At 70.9% G+C, this 20,823-nt stretch carries 19 protein-coding genes; 11 read left to right on the top strand and 8 right to left on the bottom strand.

Features of this window, described 5'->3' with window-relative positions; translation table 11 throughout:
- The first annotated feature begins 1 nt into the window (after window position 1).
- Both ACILRH_RS22690 and glpX read left to right on the top strand, forming a co-directional pair.
- Window positions 2-1,240 (top strand): SLC13 family permease, encoded by a 1,239-nt coding sequence (locus tag ACILRH_RS22690; RefSeq protein ID WP_395696349.1) that lies wholly within the window; start codon window positions 2-4, stop codon window positions 1,238-1,240.
- Window positions 1,241-1,265: 25 nt separating this feature from the next.
- A complete protein-coding gene (gene glpX, locus ACILRH_RS22685; protein WP_395696348.1) occupies window positions 1,266-2,288 on the top strand; it encodes a class II fructose-bisphosphatase in 1,023 nt (340 codons plus the stop codon).
- On the opposite strand, the gene ACILRH_RS22680 is transcribed toward glpX, so the two are convergent.
- Window positions 2,253-3,086 carry an esterase/lipase family protein gene (locus tag ACILRH_RS22680; RefSeq protein WP_395696347.1) on the bottom strand — a complete coding sequence of 278 codons (834 nt, stop codon included), beginning with the start codon at window positions 3,084-3,086 and terminating at the stop codon, window positions 2,253-2,255. The genes glpX and ACILRH_RS22680 overlap by 36 nt on opposite strands.
- 112 nt (window positions 3,087-3,198) lie before the next feature.
- On the opposite strand from ACILRH_RS22680, the gene ACILRH_RS22675 reads away from it, so the two are divergent.
- Complete coding sequence (locus tag ACILRH_RS22675) at window positions 3,199-4,170, top strand: alpha/beta fold hydrolase (RefSeq protein ID WP_395696346.1); 972 nt, start codon at window positions 3,199-3,201, stop codon at window positions 4,168-4,170.
- Window positions 4,171-4,278: 108 nt separating this feature from the next.
- Here ACILRH_RS22675 and ACILRH_RS22670 read toward each other — a convergent pair whose 3' ends face one another.
- On the bottom strand, window positions 4,279-5,361 hold the full coding sequence (locus ACILRH_RS22670; RefSeq protein WP_395696345.1) for an ABC transporter ATP-binding protein: 1,083 nt from the start codon (window positions 5,359-5,361) through the stop codon (window positions 4,279-4,281).
- A 170-nt stretch (window positions 5,362-5,531) separates the two neighbouring features.
- Between ACILRH_RS22670 and ACILRH_RS22665 the strand changes: the two genes are divergently transcribed.
- From ACILRH_RS22665 to ACILRH_RS22650, 4 genes are read left to right on the top strand one after another with little or no spacing between them, the layout of a single operon-like run.
- A complete protein-coding gene (locus ACILRH_RS22665; RefSeq protein WP_395696344.1) occupies window positions 5,532-6,809 on the top strand; it encodes an extracellular solute-binding protein in 1,278 nt (425 codons plus the stop codon).
- On the top strand, window positions 6,806-7,756 hold the full coding sequence (locus ACILRH_RS22660; protein ID WP_395696343.1) for a carbohydrate ABC transporter permease: 951 nt from the start codon (window positions 6,806-6,808) through the stop codon (window positions 7,754-7,756). The genes ACILRH_RS22665 and ACILRH_RS22660 overlap by 4 nt, the downstream gene beginning before the upstream one ends.
- On the top strand, window positions 7,756-8,631 hold the full coding sequence (locus ACILRH_RS22655; protein ID WP_395696342.1) for a carbohydrate ABC transporter permease: 876 nt from the start codon (window positions 7,756-7,758) through the stop codon (window positions 8,629-8,631). The genes ACILRH_RS22660 and ACILRH_RS22655 overlap by 1 nt, the downstream gene beginning before the upstream one ends.
- A 4-nt stretch (window positions 8,632-8,635) precedes the next feature.
- A complete protein-coding gene (locus ACILRH_RS22650) occupies window positions 8,636-9,859 on the top strand; it encodes an ABC transporter ATP-binding protein (protein ID WP_395696341.1) in 1,224 nt (407 codons plus the stop codon).
- A gap of 16 nt (window positions 9,860-9,875) precedes the next feature.
- Here ACILRH_RS22650 and ACILRH_RS22645 read toward each other — a convergent pair whose 3' ends face one another.
- The gene (locus tag ACILRH_RS22645; RefSeq protein WP_395696340.1) at window positions 9,876-10,484 is read right to left on the bottom strand and encodes a DUF1707 domain-containing protein; all 609 of its coding nucleotides are present in this window, start codon (window positions 10,482-10,484) and stop codon (window positions 9,876-9,878) included.
- 36 nt (window positions 10,485-10,520) lie between these two features.
- Between ACILRH_RS22645 and ACILRH_RS22640 the strand changes: the two genes are divergently transcribed.
- Entirely contained in the window at window positions 10,521-12,221 is a 1,701-nt protein-coding gene (locus tag ACILRH_RS22640) for a fumarate hydratase (protein ID WP_395696339.1), read from the top strand.
- A gap of 287 nt (window positions 12,222-12,508) precedes the next feature.
- On the opposite strand, the gene ACILRH_RS22635 is transcribed toward ACILRH_RS22640, so the two are convergent.
- Window positions 12,509-13,465 (bottom strand): DUF559 domain-containing protein, encoded by a 957-nt coding sequence (locus tag ACILRH_RS22635; protein WP_395696338.1) that lies wholly within the window; start codon window positions 13,463-13,465, stop codon window positions 12,509-12,511.
- A 413-nt stretch (window positions 13,466-13,878) separates the two neighbouring features.
- Here ACILRH_RS22635 and ACILRH_RS22630 point away from each other — a divergent pair, with 413 nt between their 5' ends.
- Window positions 13,879-14,940 (top strand): IS110 family transposase, encoded by a 1,062-nt coding sequence (locus ACILRH_RS22630; protein WP_395690555.1) that lies wholly within the window; start codon window positions 13,879-13,881, stop codon window positions 14,938-14,940.
- 57 nt (window positions 14,941-14,997) lie between these two features.
- On the opposite strand, the gene ACILRH_RS22625 is transcribed toward ACILRH_RS22630, so the two are convergent.
- Window positions 14,998-15,225 (bottom strand): hypothetical protein, encoded by a 228-nt coding sequence (locus tag ACILRH_RS22625; RefSeq protein ID WP_395696337.1) that lies wholly within the window; start codon window positions 15,223-15,225, stop codon window positions 14,998-15,000.
- A 38-nt stretch (window positions 15,226-15,263) separates the two neighbouring features.
- Between ACILRH_RS22625 and ACILRH_RS22620 the strand changes: the two genes are divergently transcribed.
- Both ACILRH_RS22620 and ACILRH_RS22615 read left to right on the top strand, forming a co-directional pair.
- Window positions 15,264-15,947 (top strand): spermidine synthase, encoded by a 684-nt coding sequence (locus ACILRH_RS22620; protein ID WP_395696336.1) that lies wholly within the window; start codon window positions 15,264-15,266, stop codon window positions 15,945-15,947.
- Entirely contained in the window at window positions 15,944-17,338 is a 1,395-nt protein-coding gene (locus tag ACILRH_RS22615; RefSeq protein ID WP_395696335.1) for a class II fumarate hydratase, read from the top strand. The genes ACILRH_RS22620 and ACILRH_RS22615 overlap by 4 nt, the downstream gene beginning before the upstream one ends.
- A 104-nt stretch (window positions 17,339-17,442) precedes the next feature.
- Here ACILRH_RS22615 and ACILRH_RS22610 read toward each other — a convergent pair whose 3' ends face one another.
- The 3 genes from ACILRH_RS22610 to ACILRH_RS22600 form a co-directional block, all read right to left on the bottom strand.
- On the bottom strand, window positions 17,443-18,099 hold the full coding sequence (locus ACILRH_RS22610; RefSeq protein WP_395696334.1) for a transglycosylase SLT domain-containing protein: 657 nt from the start codon (window positions 18,097-18,099) through the stop codon (window positions 17,443-17,445).
- Between the two features lie 241 nt (window positions 18,100-18,340).
- Window positions 18,341-19,702: a PhoH family protein gene (locus ACILRH_RS22605; RefSeq protein WP_395696333.1), complete on the bottom strand. Its 1,362-nt coding sequence runs from the start codon at window positions 19,700-19,702 to the stop codon at window positions 18,341-18,343.
- Window positions 19,703-20,012: 310 nt separating this feature from the next.
- Window positions 20,013-20,786, bottom strand: coding sequence for an isoprenyl transferase (locus ACILRH_RS22600; RefSeq protein WP_395696332.1), 774 nt, complete (start codon window positions 20,784-20,786; stop codon window positions 20,013-20,015).
- Between the last annotated feature and the right edge of the window lie 37 nt (window positions 20,787-20,823).

The raw sequence follows: 20,823 nt of genomic DNA, 5'->3' as shown, positions 1-20,823 counted from the left end.
GGTGCCGCCCCTCGACCTCGTCCCCCTGGCGGCACTGCTGGCGCTCCTCGCGACGGCCTACCTGCACCCGCGGGCGCGCACCGAGCTGGCCGTGGGGCTCCTGGCCGCTGGGGCGACCCTCGCCACGGGCATCCTGGACCGCTCGGAGGCCGAGGAGGTGCTGCGGCGCCTCGGACCGGTCGTGCTCTTCCTCGTGACGATCCTCGTCGTGGCCGACGTCTGCGCACGGGCCGGTGTCTTCGCGGCCGCCGCCGAGCGGGTGCGGTCGGCGAGCCACGGTCAGCCCGTGCGGCTGTTCACCGGCGTCTTCCTGCTCGCGGCCGCCGTGACCGCCGTGCTGAGCCTCGACGCCACCGTCGTGCTGCTCACCCCGGTCGTGGTGGTCGCCGCCGCGGCCGCCCGCACATCCGCGCGACCCGGCGCCCACGCCTGCCTGCGGATGGCCAACTCCGCCTCGCTCCTGCTGCCGGTCTCGAACCTCACCAACCTCCTGGCGATGCCCCACCTCGACCTGACCTTCGGCCAGTTCGCCGTGGCGATGGCGCCGGTGCTGGCCGTCGTGCTCGTCGTGGAGTACGTCGCCCTGCGGCTGCTGTTCCGACGCGAGCTCGCCACCGCGACGACCGCCGGCCCGGGCACCGGGCCCACCGCGCCACTCGAGCCGGTCCCGCTCGTGGTCGTGGGGCTGATGCTGGTCGGCTTCGCGGCACTGTCCCCGCTGGGCGTCCAGCCGTGCTGGGTCTCCGGGGTCGCGGCCGTCGTGCTGGTCGGCTGGGCACGGCACCGCGGGCTGGTGACCTGGCGCCAGGCCGGTCACGCCGCACACCCGGCGTTCGCGGTGTTCGTGCTGTGCCTGGGCCTGGTCGTCGAGGCGCTCTCGACCGGGTTCCTCGGCGACCTGGTGGCAGGCCTGGTCCCGGGCGGCACCTCGTGGCTCGACCTGCTCGCGATCGCGGTCCTGGCGACCGTGCTGGCCAACCTGCTCACCAACCTGTCGGCCACCCTGTTGCTGGTGCCGCTGGTGGCGCCGCTGGGCGACACGGCCGTGCTCGCCGCCCTGCTCGGGCTCAACATCGGGTCCGGCCTGACCTACACCGGCTCGCTGGCCAACCTGCTGTGGCGCCGCACGCTGGTCCGGATGGGGACGCCGCCGTCGCTGGCCGAGATGCACCGGGTCTCGCTGCTCGTCACCCCCATTAGCCTCGTGGCCGCCGTCACGGTCCTGTCCGCCCTCGGGTGAGGTGGGACCTCGCTAGAGTCGGTGCATGGCCCCAGCCGAAGCGTTCGCCGTCGCCCCTGAAGCCCCTGACCGCAACCTCGCGCTGGACCTGGTCCGCGTCACCGAGGCGGCCGCGATGGCGGCCGGCCGCTGGGTCGGTCGGGGCGACAAGAACGGCGCGGACGGCGTCGCCGTCAACGCGATGCGGGTGATGATCTCCACGATCGGCATGAACGGAACGGTCGTGATCGGCGAGGGCGAGAAGGACAACGCCCCGATGCTCTACAACGGCGAGCGCGTCGGCGACGGCACCGGCCCGGAGTGCGACGTCGCGGTCGACCCGATCGACGGCACGACCCTGACCGCCAAGGGGATGACCAACGCCGTCTCCGTCCTGGCGGTGTCCCCCCGCGGCTCGATGTACGACCCGTCGGCCGTCTTCTACATGGAGAAGCTCGTCGCCGGACCCGAGGCGGCCGACGTGGTCGACATCCGCTGCCCGGTGGCCGAGAACATCCACCAGGTGGCCAAGGCGACCGGCAAGCGGCCCTCCGACGTGACCGTCGTGCTGCTCGACCGGCCGCGGCACGCCCAGATCGTCGAGGAGATCCGCGCGACCGGCGCGATGATCAAGTTCATCAGCGACGGCGACGTGGCGGGCGCGATCATGGCCGCCCGCCCGGAGACGGGCATCGACCTGCTGCTCGGCATCGGCGGCACGCCCGAGGGCATCATCGCCGCCTGCGCGATGAAGTCGCTCGGCGGCGTCATCCAGGGCCGTCTCTGGCCCCAGGACGACGACGAGCGCCAGCGGGCCATCGACGCGGGCCACGACCTGGACCCCGACCACTTCCTGAGCACCGACCAGCTGGTCACCGGCGACGACTGCTTCTTCGTGGCCACCGGCATCACCGACGGCGAGCTGCTGCGCGGGGTGCGCTACCGCGGCGGCGGCGTGACGACGCACTCGCTGGTGATGCGCTCACGCAGCGGGACGATCCGCTCGATCACGTCGGAGCACCAGCTGGAGAAGCTACGCGCTTTCGCCGCGATCGACTTCGACGGCTGAGCCCGCGCTCGGACGCAGCAGCGCGGCGTTCACCGCATCGGCCACCCGGGGGTCGAACGCCATGCCCAGGTGGGACGCCGTGACCTCGACGGCCCGGGCCAGCGGGTCCACGCAGGCCCGCCAGTCGACGATGCCGTCGCGCTGGGAGTAGATCGCGGTGAACCCGACGCCGTCGGGCACCGGGCGCCGGGCGTCGTCGAAGCTCTGTCGCGCGCACTCGCCCTGCACGCAGTCGACCGACATCAGGCCCGGCACGCCCGCGCGGCTCAGCCGCACCAGGACGTCGAGCACGGTCGCGAGCGAGACGTGGTGCGCGCCGGGGGCCAGCATCGGGCTCCCCATCGTCACGATGTTGGAGACCAGGTCGGGCCGGCGCACGGCGACACCGCGGGCGAGCATCCCGCCGAGGCTGTGCCCGACGATCTGGACCCGGGAGCCCCGTCGCGCGGCGATCGCCTCGAGCCGCGACTCCAGCTGGGCCGCGGCGTTCAGCGTGCAGCCGATGTTGGAGAAGATGTGCGAGCGGTAGGTGCGGAAGCCCTCGGCGCGCAACGACCGGCTCAGCAGGCCGAGCGTGCCGTCGCCGGCCAGGAACCCCGGCACGAGGAGCACCGGCTCGCCGTGGCGCGGGACGCGGGCGGTGTACGGCGCCTCGCGGCGGGCCCGTCGATCGGCAGCGGCCCGGGCGACGTACCGTCCCAGCTCGGTGGCGGCGCTGGTCTCGCGGAGGACCGCCGCCGGGTGGGGCATCGAGAACCCGTGCGGCAGCAGGAAGTCCGCCAGCGTCGAGGACGACATGGAGGGCACGCTACGGGCGCGGGGGCCAGAATGCGGGCAAATCGCCGAGCCCATCGGTCGTACTCCGTCCCTTTGGGTGTCAGCCGGCGGTGCGGGCTGGTTGACTGACGCCGTGCCACCTCGCCACCGCCGTACCCAGGACGCTGACGCAGCACTCGCTGAATCCGGACCGGTCCAGACCACCATCGCCGTCTCCGAGGAGCTCCGCGCACCGGTCGGGCGCGGGATCGAGCTGTGCTACCAGACCTTCGGTGACCCCGCGGACCACCCCCTGCTGCTGGTGATGGGGCTCGGCGGGCCGATGACCTGGTGGGACCCGGACCTGTGCCACGACCTGGCACGTTCGGGGTTCTACGTCATCCGCTACGACAACCGCGACACCGGCCGCTCGACCGTCCTGCCGGGCCGGGTGAGCCGCTCCCAGCTGGTCCGGGCGTTCACCGGCCGCCGAGGACGCGCGCCGTACGGCATCGGAGACCTGGCCGACGACGCCTTCGGGCTGCTGGACCACCTGGGGCTGGAGTCAGCCAGCATCGTCGGCGTCTCGATGGGCGGCATGATCGTCCAGACGATGGCGATCGCACGACCAGGACGCGTCCGGTCGCTGACCAGCATCTCGTCGACGACCGGCAAGCGCACCGTGGGCTGGCAGCACCCCTCGCTGCTCCCGACGCTGGCCGCCGGCCGCAAGCCCGGCCGGGACGCCTACATCAGCTACAGCGTGCACCTGTGGGGCCTGATCGGCTCGCCCGGCTACCCGCAGCCTCGCGAGCGGGTCGAGGCGCGGGCCGCCGAGACGTGGGACCGGGGGGTGAGCGACGACGGCGTGGCACGCCAGATGCTCGCGGTCATGTCCCAGCCCAACCGGTCGGCACGGCTGCGGGGCCTGCGGGTCCCGACGCTGGTGATCCACGGCCTCGCGGACAAGATGGTGCACGTCTCCGGCGGCCGGGCGACCGCAGCCGCGATCCCCGGCGCCGAGCTCCTGCTGATCAACGGCCTGGGCCACGAGCTTCCCCCCGACCTGTTCGCCACCTTCGTCGCCGAGATCCGCCGGGTGGCTGAGCGCGCCGCGGGCGCGTGAGGCGGCGGGCCTCGATACGCCCCCCTCGTCCCTCGCGGCGGCTACTCGACCACCGAGGGTGATCTCGGTGGTCGAGTAGCGAGCCCCAGCGAGCGTATCGAGACCCGACTACTCCGACAGGCGCTCGCCGGTGTCGGTGTCGAAGACGTGCACGTTCCGGGGGTCGGTGGTGACGTACATCGTCTCGCCCTTCATCGGGTGGTCGCGACCGGCGACCCGGATGATGATGTTGCTGGGCGTCCCCTCGACCCCGCAGGTGCCGTAGACGTAGGCGTCGGCGCCGAGGTCCTCCACGACGGTCACCTTGACCGGCATGCCGTCCTCGCTGTTGCCGACCACGCGCCACGCCTCGGGGCGGACGCCGACGGTGATGTTGCCCTGCATCTTCTGCGCCGCCGCCGGGTCCACCGGGACCAGGTAGTCGCCGATCTTCGCCTGGCCGTCGGCGGCCTGGGCCTGGATCAGGTTCATCTGCGGGGAGCCGATGAAACCGGCGACGAAGAGGTTGACCGGCCGGTCGTAGAGAGCCAGCGGAGTGTCGACCTGCTGGAGGTAGCCGTCCTTCATCACCGCGACCCGGTCACCCATCGTCATCGCCTCGATCTGGTCGTGGGTGACGTAGACCGTGGTGATGCCGAGGTCGGCCTGGAGCTTGGCGATGTCGGTGCGGGTGTGCACGCGCATCTTGGCGTCGAGGTTGGACAGCGGCTCGTCCATGCAGAACACCTGCGGCTGGCGCACGATGGCCCGGCCCATCGCGACACGCTGGCGCTGGCCGCCCGAGAGGGCCTTGGGCTTGCGGTCGAGGTACTCGGTGAGCCCGAGGATCCGGGCCGCCTCCTGGACGCGCTGGTTGCGCTCCTCGGTGGGCACCTTGGCCATCTTCAGCGAGAACGCCATGTTGTCGGCGACGCTCATGTGGGGGTAGAGCGCGTAGTTCTGGAACACCATCGCGATGTCCCGGTCCTTGGGCGGCACGTGGGTGATGTCGCGGTCCCCGATGAAGATCTTGCCCTGGTTGACCTCCTCGAGCCCCGCCAGCATCCGCAGGGTGGTCGACTTGCCGCACCCGGAGGGGCCGACGAGGACCATGAACTCGGCGTCCTGGATCTCCAGCGAGATCCCGGGGACGGCGGGCCGGTCGGCGCCGGGGTACCAGCGCTGTGCTTCTTCGAACCTGACGATGGCCATGCTTCAACAACTCCTTCACCGGCAGGTACGTGCCGGACGATCCGTCGTAAAGGTGAGTGCCGTCACAGTACCGAACCCTCGCCGCGCGTGGACCCGGTCCACGGACCGGCAGGTTTAGGAACGCCGCCCACGGGGCTACCTGTGAGGTAGACCACAAGAGGGAGGAACGCATGGTTCGGGCTCCTCGCGTGACCGCGGCCGCCGCCGCTGTGCTGTGCACGGCGGGGCTGCTCGCCGCCTGCTCGGCGAGCGCCGACGAGGGTCGCACCCAGCTCGTCTGGTACATCAACCCCGACTCCGGCGGCCAGGCCAAGGTCGCCGCCAACTGCAGCACCGACGACTACACGATCACCACCCAGGTGCTCCCCCAGGACGCCAACGAGCAGCGGATCCAGCTGGCGCGACGGCTCGCGGCCCACGACTCGGGCATCGACATCATGAGCATCGACCCGCCGTTCACCGCGGAGTTCGCGAACGCCGGCTTCCTCGCCCCGCTGCCGGAGGACCTGCAGAGCAAGCTGAAGGACCAGTCCTTCCAGGGAGCGACCGACGCGGCGACCTGGGACGGGGAGATGGTGGTGGCGCCCTTCTGGTCCAACACCCAGGTGCTCTGGTACCGCAAGTCGTTCGTCCAGAAGGCCGGCATCGACATGAGCCAGCCGGTCACCTGGGACCAGATCATCAAGGCTGCCGCGAGCAACGGTGGCAAGGTCGCCGTGCAGGCGAACAAGTACGAGGGGTACGTCGTCTGGATCAACGCCCTGATCTCCGGCGCCGGCGGTGAGCTGGCGACCGACACCGACAAGGGGATCGACCTCAAGCTCGAGATCGACTCCCCCGCCGGCGAGAAGGCAGCGGGGGTGATCGAGGAGCTCGCGCACTCGGCCGCGGCGCCGGCCGACCTGTCGGTCGCGCAGGAGGGACAGGCCGGTTCGACCTTCGGCGGCCCGCAGGGCGCCTTCATGGTCAACTGGACCTACATCTACAACAGCTACGAGGGCAACGACCCCGGGTTCAACAAGGACATCGGCTACACCCGCTATCCCCAGACGGTGCAGGGCGAGGACTCCCGGCCGCCGTACGGCGGCATCGGCCTCGGCGTGAGCGCCTACTCCTCCCACGTCGACGACGCGATGGCCGCCGTCGCGTGCATCACCAGCCCGGAGAACCAGGAGGTCAACGCCGAGATCACCGGCAACATGCCGGCCAGCAAGGCCGGCTACGAGGCCAACGACAACGCTCTGCAGAAGACCTATCCCGCGGACCTGCTGGCGCTGTTCCAGGAGAGTCTCGACGCGGCCGCGCCGCGCACCGTGACGCCGTACTGGAGCGACATCTCCGGTGGCATCCAGTCCACGTGGCACCCGGCCTCCGGCGTCACCTCCTCGACGCCCGCGACCTCGCAGACCTTCATCGACAACGTCCTCCACGGAAGGAGCCTGCTGTGAGCACAGCCGTGGCCACTCCCGGTGCGCACACCCAGCCGACGAAGCCGCGCGTCAGCGACCGCAGCCGGGCGGAGAACCGGCTCGGCCAGAAGCTGGTCGCCCCGGCCGTGGTGGTCATGCTGCTCGTCACCGCCTGGCCGATGATCCAGGCGATCTACCTCTCGCTGTTCCGCTACCGGCTGACCACGCCGGACGACAAGTCGTTCGTCGGGCTGTCCAACTACGCGACCGTGCTGACGGACTCGCTCTTCTGGCAGGACACGCTCAACACGGTGATCATCATGGTGGTGACCGTCGGGGTCGAGCTCGTCATCGGCTTCGCGTTCGCGATGGTCATGCACCGCATCGTCTTCGCGCGTGGGGCGATCCGAACCTCGATCCTCATCCCCTACGGGATCATCACGGTGGTCTCGGCGTACGCCTGGCAGTTCGCGTTCAGCCTCAACAACGGCTTCGTGAACGCGTGGTTCAGCTGGCTGCCGTGGATCAGCCCGGAGACCAACTGGTTCGGCAGCCACTGGCCGGCGATGTTCGCGATCATGGTCTCCGAGATCTGGAAGACCACGCCGTTCATGTCGCTCCTGCTGCTCGCCGGACTGTCGCAGGTCTCCGAGGACATGCTGGAGGCGGCCCAGGTCGACGGCGCCACCTGGTGGCAGCGGCTGTGGAAGGTGATCCTGCCGAACATGCGGGCGGCGATCATGGTCGCGGTCCTCTTCCGGGCACTCGACGCGTTCCGCATCTTCGACAACATCTTCGTGATGACCCGAGGAGCCCAGGACACCGAGTCCTCGTCGTTCCTGACCTACCGCCAGGTGATCGCGCAGTTCCAGCTCGGTCTCGGCTCCGCACTCTCGGTCCTACTCTTCCTCGCGGTGCTGCTCCTGGCCTGGCTCATCGTCAAGCTCTTCCGGGTCGACCTGGCGCAGGCGAGGGGTGAGGCGTGATGGCCGGCCGTTCGAGCACCCGCACCCAGGTCGGCACCTGGATCGGCTTCGCGGCGATCCTCGTCTGGTGTCTGCTCCCCGTGGCGTGGATCATCTCGCTGTCCTTCAAGGGGCCCGGCGAGACCGCGGCCGGGAGCCCGCAGTTCCTGCCCAAGACGTGGACGCTGCAGAACTACCGCGACATCCTCGGCTTCGGCACCGTGACTCCGGGTCAGGAGAGCACGCACCAGGACTTCCTGGACGCCCTGCGCAACTCCTTCGGCATCGCGGCGATCGCGACCGTGCTCGCGGTGATCTTCGCGACGCTGGCGGCGTACGCGATCGCCCGGCTGGAGTTCAAGGGCAAGCGGCTGGTGCTCTCGCTGGCGCTGGCGATCGCGATGTTCCCGGTGGTCGCCCTCGTCGGTCCGCTGTTCGACCTGTGGCGCACGCTGCACCTGTTCAACACCTGGCCCGGCCTGATCATCCCCTACATGTCCTTCACGCTGCCGCTGGCGATCTGGACGCTCTCGGCGTTCTTCCGGGAGATCCCGTGGGAGATGGAGCAGGCCGCCCAGGTGGACGGTGCGACGTCGTGGCAGGCGTTCCGCAAGGTGATCGTGCCGCTCGCAGCACCCGGCGTCTTCACCGCGGCGATCCTGACGTTCTTCTTCGCCTGGAACGAGTTCGTGCTCGCGATCTCGTTGACGTCCACCACCTCGTCGCGGACGGTGCCGGCGCAGCTGTCGTTCTTCGTCGGACCCGACCCGTTCAACCCGCCCTACGGGCTGCTGGCCGCCTCATCGGTGGTGGTCACCGTCCCGATCATCATCATCGTCCTGCTCTTCCAGCGAAAGATCGTCGCCGGCCTCACCTCCGGCGCGGTGAAGGGGTGACCCAGTGACTTCCATCGACATGAAGAACATCGTCAAGCAGTACGGCGACGGCTTCCCGGCGGTCAACGACGTCAGCATCGACGTCGCGGACGGGGAGTTCATGATCCTCGTCGGGCCGTCCGGCTGCGGGAAGTCCACGCTGCTGCGGATGATCGTGGGGCTGGAGGACATCACGTCGGGCGACATGATGATCGGCGACCGCCGCGTCAACGACCTCGCGCCCCGCGACCGCAACCTGGCCATGGTGTTCCAGAACTACGCGCTCTACCCGCACCTGACCGTCTACGAGAACATCGCGTTCCCGCTGCGGCTGGCCAAGGCGCCCGACGACGAGGTCGACCGCAAGGTGCGCGACGCGGCGAAGACGCTCGAGCTCGAGGAGCATCTGGAGCGCAAGCCCGGCAACCTGTCCGGCGGCCAGCGGCAGCGGGTCGCGATGGGGCGGGCGATCGTGCGGGAGGCCGACGCGTTCCTCTTCGACGAGCCGCTGTCGAACCTCGACGCCAAGCTGCGTGGGCAGATGCGCACCGAGATCGCCCGGCTGCAGAAGCGGCTGGGCATCACCACCGTCTACGTCACCCACGACCAGACCGAGGCGATGACCCTCGGCGACCGGGTCGCGGTGCTCAAGCGCGGCGTGCTGCAGCAGCTCGCGACACCGCGCGAGCTCTACGAGAACCCGGGCAACCTGTTCGTCGCGGGGTTCATCGGCTCCCCGCCGATGAACTTCCTGCCGGTCACGGTCGAGGGCACCTCGGCCAAGCTGCCCTTCGGCAGCGTCGAGCTGCCGCCGGAGAAGGCCGAGAAGGCCGCCGGCAAGGGGCTGTTGATGGCCGGCATCCGGCCCGAGCACTTCGAGGACGCGTCGGTGAAGACGGACGGCACCTCCGGCTCGACGTTCCGCGCGAAGGTCGACGTCGTGGAGTGGCTGGGCAACGAGACCTACGCCTACATCCCGTTCGAGGCGCCGCCCGAGGTGGAGGAGCAGCTGCGCCAGCTCGAGCGCGACCTGGACGGGGAGGCGCTGCACACCCAGCTCGTCGTCTCGCTCGACGGCGCCAGCCGGATCCGCGAGGGCGAGGAGGCCGAGATCTGGGTGGACGGCTCGAAGATCCACCTCTTCGACCCGGCCACCGGTGACAACCTCACGGTGGACCGAGAGCACGCCGGCCGGATCCCTGGCGAGGCGATGGCCGAGGCCGCGGAGCAGCCGGCGGCGGCCGGCTGACCCCGGTTGCTGCAGGCTAGAAGCCGCGCAGCGGCTTGCGCTCCACCGACACGCCACCCCAGACCGCCACCCCGCGGACCCGGACGGTCGGTGAGTCCGGGGTGATCTCGGCGGCGTGCCGGGTGCCCGGACCGGAGTAGCCGCCCATGATCCCGGTCCCCTCGAGGACGACGTTGACGTGGGGCGGCACCGTCACCTGGGCGCCGCCCATGAAGCAGTTGACGGTGATGGTCACCTCGCTCGCGGCGAACTTCGCCTCGCGCAGGTCCAGGTCCGCGCCGCCCATCATGGCGAACACCGAGAGGTGCTCGGGAACGACCCAGACGCCCTTGCGGTCGAACCCGCCCAGGATCGCCACGTGCCGCTCCTGCGCCGGGCCGCTCACGATCGATGAGCCGGCCCGCGCCGGTGCGACCTCGGCGCCGGCAGCGACCGGCAGGTCGTGGGTGATCGGCACCAGGTCGGCGTACGTGCGGGCGGCGTACGTCGCCTCCAGCCGCTCGTCGAGCTCGTCGATGTCCAGCCGACCCTCGCCGGCGGCCCCCCGGAGGATCTCCGCGACGCGGTGCCGGTCGGCGTCGGAGATGCGCATCCGGCCCCTCTCCGGCTCCAGCTCTCCCACCATGCCGACCAGCCTAGTCGCGGACTAGGCTGGGGGTTCGTGAGCGAAGCACCCTCGAACGGACCCGAGTTCCGCTACTCCGACCTCCTGCCGACCGGGAAGGACGAGACGCCCTACCGCCTCGTCACGACCGAGGGCGTGTCGACCTTCGAGGTCGACGGGCAGACGTTCCTGCGAGTGGCGCCCGAGGCGATCCAGCGGCTGACCGCCGAGGCCATGCACGACATCGCCCACTACCTGCGCCCCGCGCACCTGGCCCAGCTCCGCAAGATCATCGACGACCCCGAGGCGTCCGGGAACGACCGGTTCGTCGCGCTCGACCTGCTCAAGAACGTCAACATCTCCGCCGGCGGCGTCCTGCCGATGTGCCAGGACACGGGCACGGCGATCGTGATGGGCAAGAAGTCCGAGGGGGTGCTCACTGGCGCCGACGACGGCGAGGCGATCTCGCGCGGTGTCTACGACGCCTACACGAAGCTCAACCTGCGCTACTCCCAGCTCGCGCCGCTGACGACGTACGAGGAGAAGAACACCGGCACCAACCTGCCGGCCCAGATCGAGATCTACTCCACGGCCCAGGGCGAGAAGGGGCCCGAGTACAAGTTCCTCTTCATGGCCAAGGGCGGCGGCTCGGCGAACAAGTCGTTCCTCTTCCAGGAGACCAAGGCCGTGCTGAACCCGCAGCGGCTGCTGACGTTCCTGGACGAGAAGATCCGGTCCCTCGGCACGGCCGCCTGCCCGCCGTACCACCTCGCGGTCGTCATCGGCGGCACGTCGGCGGAGTTCGCGCTGAAGACCGCGAAGTACGCCTCCGCGCACTACCTCGACAACCTGCCGACGTCGGGCTCGATGTCCGCGCACGGGTTCCGCGACCTGGAGCTCGAGCAGCAGGTCTTCGAGCTCACGCAGTCCTTCGGGATCGGCGCGCAGTTCGGCGGCAAGTACTTCTGCCACGACGTGCGCGTCGTCCGGCTCCCCCGGCACGGCGCGTCCTGCCCGGTCGCGATCGCGGTGTCCTGCTCGGCCGACCGGCAGGCGCTGGGCAAGATCACGGCCGAGGGCGTCTTCCTCGAGCAGCTGGAGACCGACCCGGCGCACTACATGCCGGACGCCGGCGTGGCCGAGGACATCTCGGGCGGCGAGGTCGTCTCGGTGGATCTGAACCGGCCGATGTCGGAGATCCTCGCCCAGCTGTCCCAGTACCCGGTCAAGACCCGGCTCTCGCTCACCGGCCCGCTCGTCGTGGCCCGCGACATCGCCCACGCCAAGATCAAGGAGCGGCTGGACGCGGGCGAGCCGATGCCGGCGTACCTGCGCGACCACCCGGTCTACTACGCCGGCCCGGCCAAGACGCCGGCGGGCATGGCGTCCGGGTCGTTCGGCCCGACGACCGCGGGGCGGATGGACTCCTACGTGGAGCAGTTCCAGGCCGCCGGCGGCTCGATGGTGATGCTGGCGAAGGGCAACCGCTCCAAGGCGGTCACCGACGCCTGCGCGGCGCACGGCGGCTTCTACCTCGGCTCGATCGGCGGGCCCGCGGCGCGGCTCGCGCAGGACTGCATCAAGAGCCAGGAGGTGCTGGAGTACCCCGAGCTCGGCATGGAGGCGGTCTGGAAAATCGAGGTCGAGGACTTCCCCGCGTTCATCGTCGTCGACGACAAGGGCAACGACTTCTTCACCGACCCCTCCGGCAGCGTCACCGTGCCGCTCTCCGGGATCCGGGTGCGCTCGGCCCAGTAGCCGGACCGGCGCGGCACTCGGTCGACCCCTGCCCCGTCCTCCTCGCCCCGGCGGGACGTCATACGAAGCGGCTGCCCCAGCGACCAACCCGGATGACCTCCGCACCGCCCCCACGAGACGTCATACGAAGCGGCAGCCCGAACGACCAACCCGTATGACGTCCGTGCCCCGCCCCGGCTCCGGCCCCGCCCCGGCCGGGGCGGGGCGTCACACGAGGTGGCTGCCTCAGCGACCATCCCGTACGACGTCCTGACGGCTCACCCGGGCCCGAGACAGGACGGCGCCGCTCAGGCGGCGGGCAGCTGACCGCGGACCCACCCGGCGGCCTCGAGCGCCTCGGAGATCTGGGCGAAGAACTCGTCCGGCCGGGCTCGGAGACCGAGGACGGGCAGACGGAGCACGCAGTCGCCCGCGATCGCGAGCCGGTTGTGGCGCAGTGCGTCACCGACCAGGTTGACGGCCCACGCGTGCTGGATCCCGTCGACCTCGACGACCACCCTCCAGCGACCCCAGCGGAAGTCGAGGTAGTACGTCCCGTTCGCCGTGCGCCGGCACACCTGCTTGTCCGGCTCGGGCAGCCCGCGCTCGCGACACCCTCTGACCACGTCGAGCTCGTTCAGCGATCGGATGCCGCCCACCAGCTCCAGGACCAGCTGGTTGAGCATGAGCCGTCGCTTGTCCCTCCGGATGCGTAGCAGCTCGGCCACGATGTCCTCGACCTTCGCAACATCCTGCTGGACCGTCATCGTCAGCAAGAGCTCAGCCTGGCGGTTGGAGCGAGCCCAGATCGCTGCTCGGACGGCGACCGCTGGGCGGGTGCGCGGCACGCCTCCCGGCACGACGTCATCGGCGTCCCACCGCCGGGTCTGCCGGATGTCTATCGACGTCCTGCGGTGACGGATCCGGGCTCCCCTTGGCACGGACACCCGGATCCGGTCCGGCGTGTAGTGCCGCAGTCCGGCCAGGACGAGTGATGAGTCGCCGTCGATGACCGCTCGTGGACCGCCCTCGAGAGCCGCAGCCCAGTAGCGGGCGTCCTCGGGGAGCGGGCCCGTGTGCAGGACCAGGCAGTGCCGACCGAGCCGGCGCCACCGATCGGCACGCACCTCCGCCCGCACCTCGCCCCGCGACCAGCCGAGGTCGTAGAGCTGCGTCCGGGACACGACGCATGCCTGCTGGTCAGCGATCTGCTGGAGACCGCGATCGCGCCGAGTCGACCGGCGCCGTTCGAGGTTGTCGTCCATGCCACCAGGCTGCGACGCGCCTGACCCTCCCACACAGGGGCGACGTCCGGGCTGGGGATCGCGGTGTCGGGGGACTCCCCTGTGGACGGCAACTGGGCGGGCCAGGGCGCCGGCACGACATCCGGCTCGGTCGCCCCAGCAACCACCTCGGATGACTGTGAGGATTCCGTTGGCAGCCTGATGGTGCTGGGCTGTGGGTCGAGGGCTGCGGGTGTGACCCGTCGGATGACTGGCTTCGTGCCCTTGGGGCGACTTGTCCGCTCGTGGTCCTCGGCCCCGGCCCGGGTCGGAGTAGCTGGCCTGATCAGGAGCTTGACCGTCGGGTGTTGACCCACCCGTCGTGTCTCATCACAGTCCTGCCGATTTCTCCGCCCGGACCGGATCCACATCCACTCCCAGGCAAGGAGGAACGCATGACCAGTCTGACCGATCTAAGTGATCTGGTCGACGTCGTGATCGGCGTCGACACCCACGTCGACACCCACGCCGCGGCCGCCATCGACGTCCGCACCGGTGGGGTGCTCGACGAGATCACCGTCGAAGCCAACGCCGAGGGCTACGCCCAGCTGGTGGAGTTCGCTGACCAACACGCGGTGCTGCGCGCCTGGGCGATCGAGGGCACCGGCTGTCACGGCGCGGGCCTGGCCCACCACCTGGCTCGCGGTGAGGAGCTGGTCATCGAGCTCGACCGTCCCGAGCGGGCCCAACGCCGCAACGGGGAGAAGTCCGACCCCCTCGACGCGGTCCGTGCTGCCCGCGAGGCGCTCGCGCGACCCCGGTGGGGCACCCCGCGCCAGGGCGGGGAACGCCAAGCCCTATCGGTGCTGCTGGCTGCACGACGCTCCGCGGTCCAGGCCGGCACCGACGCACAGCGGCAGGTGTTCAGCCTGGTCATCGCTGCCCCCGAGCAGATCCGTGACCGGTTCCGTGGCCAACAGCTGCCCGCGATGATCAAGACTGCCGCTGCCCTGCGAACCCACGCCTCCTGGGACACCGAGACCACCACCACGGTCACCGCCCTGCGGTCCCTGGCCCGCCGCGCCCAGGCCCTCGCCCAGGAGGCCGCCGACCATCAGAAGGCGATCAAGACCATCGTCGGCCGGTGGCGACCCGACCTGCTCGCGCAGCCCGGCATCGGACCCATCGTGGCCGCGACCGTCCTGTGCGCCTGGTCCCACCCCGGTCGCATCCACTCCGAAGCCGCGTTCGCCAAGCTCGCCGGCGTCGCCCCCATCAAGGCCAACAGCGGCAAGATCACCACCCGACACCGGCTCAACCGCTACGGCGACCGCCAACTCAACAGGGCCCTGCACACCATCGCGCTCTCACGCATCCGCTACGACCAGGACACCCGCGACTACGTCGCTCGCCGCACCACCGAAGGCAAGACACCACGAGAGATCAAACGATGCCTCAAGCGCTACATCGCCAGAGACCTCTACCGCCTACTCGAAAACCGCCCCATCACCACTTGACGAACCATAGGAGCGTCGTCCCCACGGGACCACCGGGACCACCGCGAGGGGCACGGGTCAGCCGGTGGTCTCGACGTCGCCCTTGTCCGGGTAGTGGTCGTCCTCGTCGGCGAAGGTCACCGCGTCGGGGCCGGTGGGACCCTCGTCGGGGCGGCCGCTCTCCTGGTCCGGGGCACCGGCGACCGAGTCGCCGGGGGCCTGCTGGGTGGGCTCCGTCAGCCCGCTGACCTCGGAGACCTGGCCCTCGTCGGGGCGGTCCTGGGCGTCCTGGTGTGGTGGGGTCACGGGCGGCCGGTACCCACATCTTCCGTACCGTGTGCGCCGTGGAGTACGTCGAGATCGCCCGGGCCGAGTCCGAGCGTGGCGAGCTGGTGCTGCGCGAGCGCCGCGACGAGAACGCACCGACCGTGCTGGAGCTGCGCGCCAACGGGGTGTTCGTCATGGACACCCTCGAGACCAGCACCGAGCAGGCGCTCGCCAGTGCGGCGCTGGCCCTGGTCGACCGTCCCCGGGCGGTCGTCGTGGGCGGCCTGGGGCTCGGCTTCACGATGCACGAGGTGCTCGCCGACCACCGGGTGGAGAAGTGCGCGGTCGTCGAGATCGAGCCGCGGCTGGTCGACTGGATGCGCGACGGCACCGTCCCGCACGGCCCGGCGCTCCTGGCCGACGAGCGGGTGACGGTCGTCGTCGCCGACATCGCGGTCGCGCTCGCTGAGGCGCCGCCGTCGTCGTACGACCTGGTGCTGCTCGACGTCGACAACGGCCCCGGCTACCTGGTGCACCGCACGAACGCCGCGCTCTACCGCGAGCCCTTCCTGCGGGCTGCCCGCAGCGTGCTGCGCCCCGGAGGCGCGCTCGCGGTCTGGTCGGCCGACCAGGCACCCGAGCTCCGCGACACGCTGGCGGAGGTCTTCGGCGACGCGGAGGCACAGTCCCACGACGTCGTGCTGCAGGATCGCGAGGAGGCGTTCTGGCTGTACGTCGCGCGGGTACCGTCCGACGCATGAGCGTCGAGGGTGACCAGTTCCGCATCGAGCACGACAGTATGGGCGAGGTCCGCGTGCCGGCCCAGGCGCTCTGGCGCGCGCAGACGCAGCGGGCCGTCGAGAACTTCCCGATCAGCGGCACGCCGCTCGAGCCGGCGCTGATCCACGCGATCGGGCGGGTCAAGGCGGCCGCGGCGACGGTCAACGGGGAGCTCGGGATCCTGGACGGCGACCGCGCCACGGCGATCAGGACGGCGGCGACGAGCGTGGCCGAGGGCGCCCACGACGACGCCTTCCCCGTGGACGTCTTCCAGACCGGCTCGGGCACCAGCTCCAATATGAACGCCAACGAGGTCATCGCGAGCCTCGCGGCGCGCGGCGGCGTCGAGGTGCACCCCAACGACCACGTCAACGCCAGCCAGTCGAGCAACGACACCTTCCCCACCGCGATCCACGTCGCCGCGGCGCTCGCGGTCGTCGACGACCTGCTGCCCGCCCTCGGGGTGCTGGCCGGCAGCCTCGAGGCCAAGGCGGACGAGTTCGCCGGACTGGTGAAGGCCGGCCGCACCCACCTGATGGACGCGACCCCGGTGATGCTTGGCCAGGAGCTCGGGGGCTACGCCGCCACGGTGTGGTATGCCGGCGAGCGGCTCGAGTCGGTCCTCCCCCGCGTCCGCGAGCTGCCGCTGGGCGGCACGGCGGTCGGCACCGGCATCAACACCCCGCCCGGGTTCGCGGAGCGCGTGATCGCGGTGCTCGCCGAGACGACCGGGCAGCCGTTCACGGAGGCGCGCAACCACTTCGAGGCCCAGGGCACCCGCGACTCGCTCGTCGAACTCAGCGGGGTACTGCGCACGTACGCCGTCGGGCTGGTCAAGATCTGCAACGACCTGCGCTGGATGTCGTCGGGCCCCACCACCGGGCTCGCGGAGATCCACCTGCCCGACCTGCAGCCGGGATCCAGCATCATGCCCGGCAAGGTCAACCCGGTGCTGCCCGAGGCGACCCTGATGGTCTGCTTCCAGGTGATCGGCAACGACGCGGCCGTCACGGCCGCCGGTGCGAGCGGGTCCTTCGAGCTCAACGTCGCGATGCCCGTGATCGCGCGCAACGTCCTGGAGTCGGTGCGGCTGCTCGCGGCGGCCTCACGCCTGCTGGCCGAGCGCTGCGTCGACGGCATCACCGCCGACGCGGACCGGATGCGGCACTACGCCGAGTCGTCCCCCTCGGTGGTGACGCCGCTCAACCGGTTCATCGGCTACGAGGCGGCGGCGAAGGTCGCCAAGCAGGCGCTGGCCGACGGGGCGACGATCCGCGAGACCGTGCTGCGGCTGGGCTACGTCGAGCGGGGCGAGCTCACCGAGGAGCAGCTGGACGCCGCGCTCGACGTGGAGTCGATGACACACCCCTGACCGGCCCGTCCGGACTTGTCGGCCAATACCTGTGCTTGTCGGCCGAAACTTTGGCCGACAAGCGAGGGTTTACCCGGTCGACCGGGTAAACCAGCAGCGGTGGATCAGTACCAGCCGTAGGACTGCGAGTGGCCCCAGGCGCCGCAGGGGCTGCCGTAGCGGTCCTGGATGTAGCCCAGGCCCCACTTGATCTGGGTGGCCGGGTTGGTGGCCCAGTCGGAGCCGGCGGTCGCCATCTTCGAGCCGGGGAGGGACTGCGGGATGCCGTAGGCGCCGGAGGACGCGTTCTGCGCGGACGGGTTCCAGCCGCTCTCGCGCATCCACAGCGAGTCCAGGCAGCCGAACTGGTCGGAGGAGAAGCCGAACTGAGGGAGCAGAGCCTTGGCGATGTCGCGCGGGTCGCCGTCAGAGAGCTCGACCCGGTCGGTCACCGCCGGGCCGCTGTCCACCGACAGGGCGGCCTCCTTGGCCGGGTCCGCCGCGTCACGGCGGTCCGAGGACCGCGAGACGACGGGAGCGCGGTCCACGTCGGCCACCGAGCCGCCCCGGACGGGCGACGAGGCCTGCTGGCCGAGGTCCGCGGCGGCGGACGACACCGCCGCGGGGCTGCTCAGCACCCCGCTGGAGATGGTCACGCCGGTCGCGGCGACCGCCACCGAGGACAGCACCACGGTGTTCTTGAGGGCTCGCTTCGGAGCCTCGACGAGCGTCCGCTCGGGTGCGTGCCGGTGCTTCGGAACGTACTTGGTGCGTTTCGACAAGGGCTCGGTCTCGGGTAGACGACGGGGGTCTCGAGGCGACCGCGGCCACCCGAGTGGTCGCCAAGGTCACGAAAAGATCACGGCCACCCTGCCTGACGACGCGGGTGGTTGCAAACCGAACCTCCACATCGGGTCCGTGATCTCAGGCATACGGACGACACTCCAGTCACAGCCGTCACGACAGCCTCAGGAGGAGGCACGTTTCCCCGGTCGGCCGGGGAAACGTGCCCCACTCCGAGCGTCAGAGCGTGACGTTCTCCAGCATCTCGGTCACCAGCGCCGCGATCGGCGAGCGCTCGGACCGGGTGAGCGTGACGTGGGCGAAGAGCGGGTGCCCCTTGAGCTTCTCGATCACGGCGACCACGCCGTCGTGGCGGCCGACCCGCAGGTTGTCGCGCTGGGCGACGTCGTGGGTCAGCACCACCTTGGAGTTGGCGCCGATGCGGGACAGGACGGTCAGCAGGACGTTGCGCTCCAGCGACTGGGCCTCGTCGACGATCACGAACGCGTCGTGCAGCGACCGGCCACGGATGTGGGTCAGCGGGAGCACCTCGAGCATGCCGCGGTCGAGGATCTCGTCGATGACGTCCTTGGAGGTCATCGCGCCGAGCGTGTCGAAGACCGCCTGGCCCCAGGGCGACATCTTCTCCGACTCCGACCCGGGGAGGTAGCCGAGCTCCTGGCCGCCGACCGCGAACAGGGGCCGGAACACCACGACCTTCTGGTGCTGGCGCCGCTCCAGGACGGCCTCGAGGCCCGCGCACAGCGCCATGGCCGACTTGCCGGTGCCGGCGCGGCCGCCCAGCGACACGATGCCGACCTCGGGGTCGAGCAGCATCTCCAGGGCGATCCGCTGCTCCGCCGAGCGACCGTGGATGCCGAACGCCTCCCGGTCGCCCCGCACGAGGTGCACCTGCTTGTCCGGGCCGACCCGCCCGAGCGCCGTACCCCGCTCGGAGAGCAGCACCAGACCGGTGTGGCACGGCAGCTCACGGGCCGCCTCGTGGTCGATCACGCCGTCGTCGTACAGCTCGTCGAGGTCCGCGGCGGCCACCTCCAGCTCGGCCATGCCGGAGTAGCCGGTGTCGGAGTCGCTGACGCCCTCCGCGCGGTACTCCTCGGCGTCGAGGCCGACGGCCGAGGCCTTGATGCGCAGCGGCAGGTCCTTGGAGACCAGCGTGACGTCGTGGCCCTCGTTGGCCAGGTTGCGCGCGACGGCGAGGATGCGCGTGTCGTTGTCACCGAGGCGGAAGCCCGAGGGCAGCGACGCCGGGTCGGTGTGGTTGAGCTCGACCCGCACGCTGCCGCCCAAGTCGCCGACCGGCACCGGCTCGTCGAGCCGGCCGTGGGTGATCCGCAGCTCGTCGAGCATCCGCAGCGCCGTGCGCGCGAAGAAGCCCAGCTCGGGGTGGTGCCGCTTGCCCTCCAGCTCGGTGATCACCACGACCGGCAGCACCACCTCGTGCTCCTCGAAACGCCTGATCGCGCCGGGGTCGGCGAGCAGCACGCTGGTGTCGAGCACGTACGTCCGCACGGCCGGCGGGGTCGTCGCCCGGCCCTTCGCGGAGGTGGAGCGCTGGGTCTTCGGAGCCTGGTTCGGCACGGTGACACCCCTTCGCGGGCCGACACGGGCACTCCTCGCCCCGGCCGTGGTTCAAGCAGACGGACCGGAGCGGGCCCGAGCGCCGGAGTGCCGGCTCCCGGTGGCACGACGGCGGGGCAGCTGCCTCACCGCGCGTGCTGTGCAGTCGTGACTTCTCACGAACGGGCCTCCCGATACGGCGAGCTTCCCCACCCGCCGATAGCGCCGAACGTACGCCGCGGCCCGCGCCGATCCGGCGCGACACGCCAGAACGCGGGGTGAACGTCACGTGCCCGAAACACGAGCCGCCGACGAGGCGGGAGCCGGGCGGTCAGGAACCGAAGCGGCGCTCGCGCTGGGCGTAGGCGCGGATGGCGCGCAGGAAGTCCACGCGACGGAAGTCGGGCCAGTAGGCCTCACAGAAGTAGAACTCCGACTTCGCGCTCTGCCAGAGCAGGAACCCGCCGAGCCGCTGCTCGCCGGAGGTGCGGATCACCAGGTCGGGGTCGGGCTGGCCCTTGGTGTAGAGGTGCTCGGCGATGTCCTCGACGTCCAGGGCGCCGGCGAGCTCCTCCAGCGACGTGCCCTGCGCGACCGCCTCCTGCAGCAGTGAACGGACGGCGTCCGCGATCTCGCGGCGCCCCCCGTAGCCGACCGCCACGTTGACGAGCATCCCGTGGACGTCGCGGGTGGCCTCCTCGGCCGCCTTCAGCTTCTCGGTGACCGGCGCCGGGAGCAGGTCGAGGGCACCGACCGGGTGGATCCGCCAGCGGCGCTGGTCGGCCAGCGACGCGACGGCGTCGCCGATGATCTCCAGCAACGGCGCGAGCTCGTGCTCGGGCCGGTTGAGGTTGTCGGTCGAGAGCAGCCACAACGTGACGACCTCGATGCCGACCTCGTCGCACCAGCCGAGGAGCGGCTCGATGTTGGCCGCCCCGGCCCGGTGACCGTGTGCGGTGTCGCGGCCCACGGCCTTGGCCCACCGCCGGTTGCCGTCGAGCATCACGCCGACGTGCTTCGGGATGTCGTCGGGCATCCGGCGGAGCACGCGGGCCTCGTAGGCGGGGTAGAGCACCCGCCGGAGTCCACGCTTCCAGTCCGCCACCCCTCGATGCTACCGGCGCGACCTTCCTCACACCGCC

The sequence above is a fragment of the Nocardioides sp. genome (genome assembly GCF_044226765.1).
Lineage (GTDB): Bacteria > Actinomycetota > Actinomycetes > Propionibacteriales > Nocardioidaceae > Nocardioides.
This window is presented reverse-complemented; position numbering and strand designations above follow the sequence as displayed.

Coding starts and splice junctions, on each gene's coding strand:
- glpX (WP_395696348.1), top strand. CDS start 1,266: ATGGCCCCAGCCGAAGCGTTCGCCGTCGCCCCTGAAGCCCCTGACCGC.
- ACILRH_RS22655 (WP_395696342.1), top strand. CDS start 7,756: ATGGCCGGCCGTTCGAGCACCCGCACCCAGGTCGGCACCTGGATCGGC.
- ACILRH_RS22615 (WP_395696335.1), top strand. CDS start 15,944: ATGAGCGTCGAGGGTGACCAGTTCCGCATCGAGCACGACAGTATGGGC.
- ACILRH_RS22635 (WP_395696338.1), bottom strand. CDS start 13,465: ATGGACGACAACCTCGAACGGCGCCGGTCGACTCGGCGCGATCGCGGT.
- ACILRH_RS22680 (WP_395696347.1), bottom strand. CDS start 3,086: ATGTCGTCCTCGACGCTGGCGGACTTCCTGCTGCCGCACGGGTTCTCG.
- ACILRH_RS22665 (WP_395696344.1), top strand. CDS start 5,532: ATGGTTCGGGCTCCTCGCGTGACCGCGGCCGCCGCCGCTGTGCTGTGC.
- ACILRH_RS22645 (WP_395696340.1), bottom strand. CDS start 10,484: ATGGTGGGAGAGCTGGAGCCGGAGAGGGGCCGGATGCGCATCTCCGAC.
- ACILRH_RS22630 (WP_395690555.1), top strand. CDS start 13,879: ATGACCAGTCTGACCGATCTAAGTGATCTGGTCGACGTCGTGATCGGC.
- ACILRH_RS22670 (WP_395696345.1), bottom strand. CDS start 5,361: ATGGCCATCGTCAGGTTCGAAGAAGCACAGCGCTGGTACCCCGGCGCC.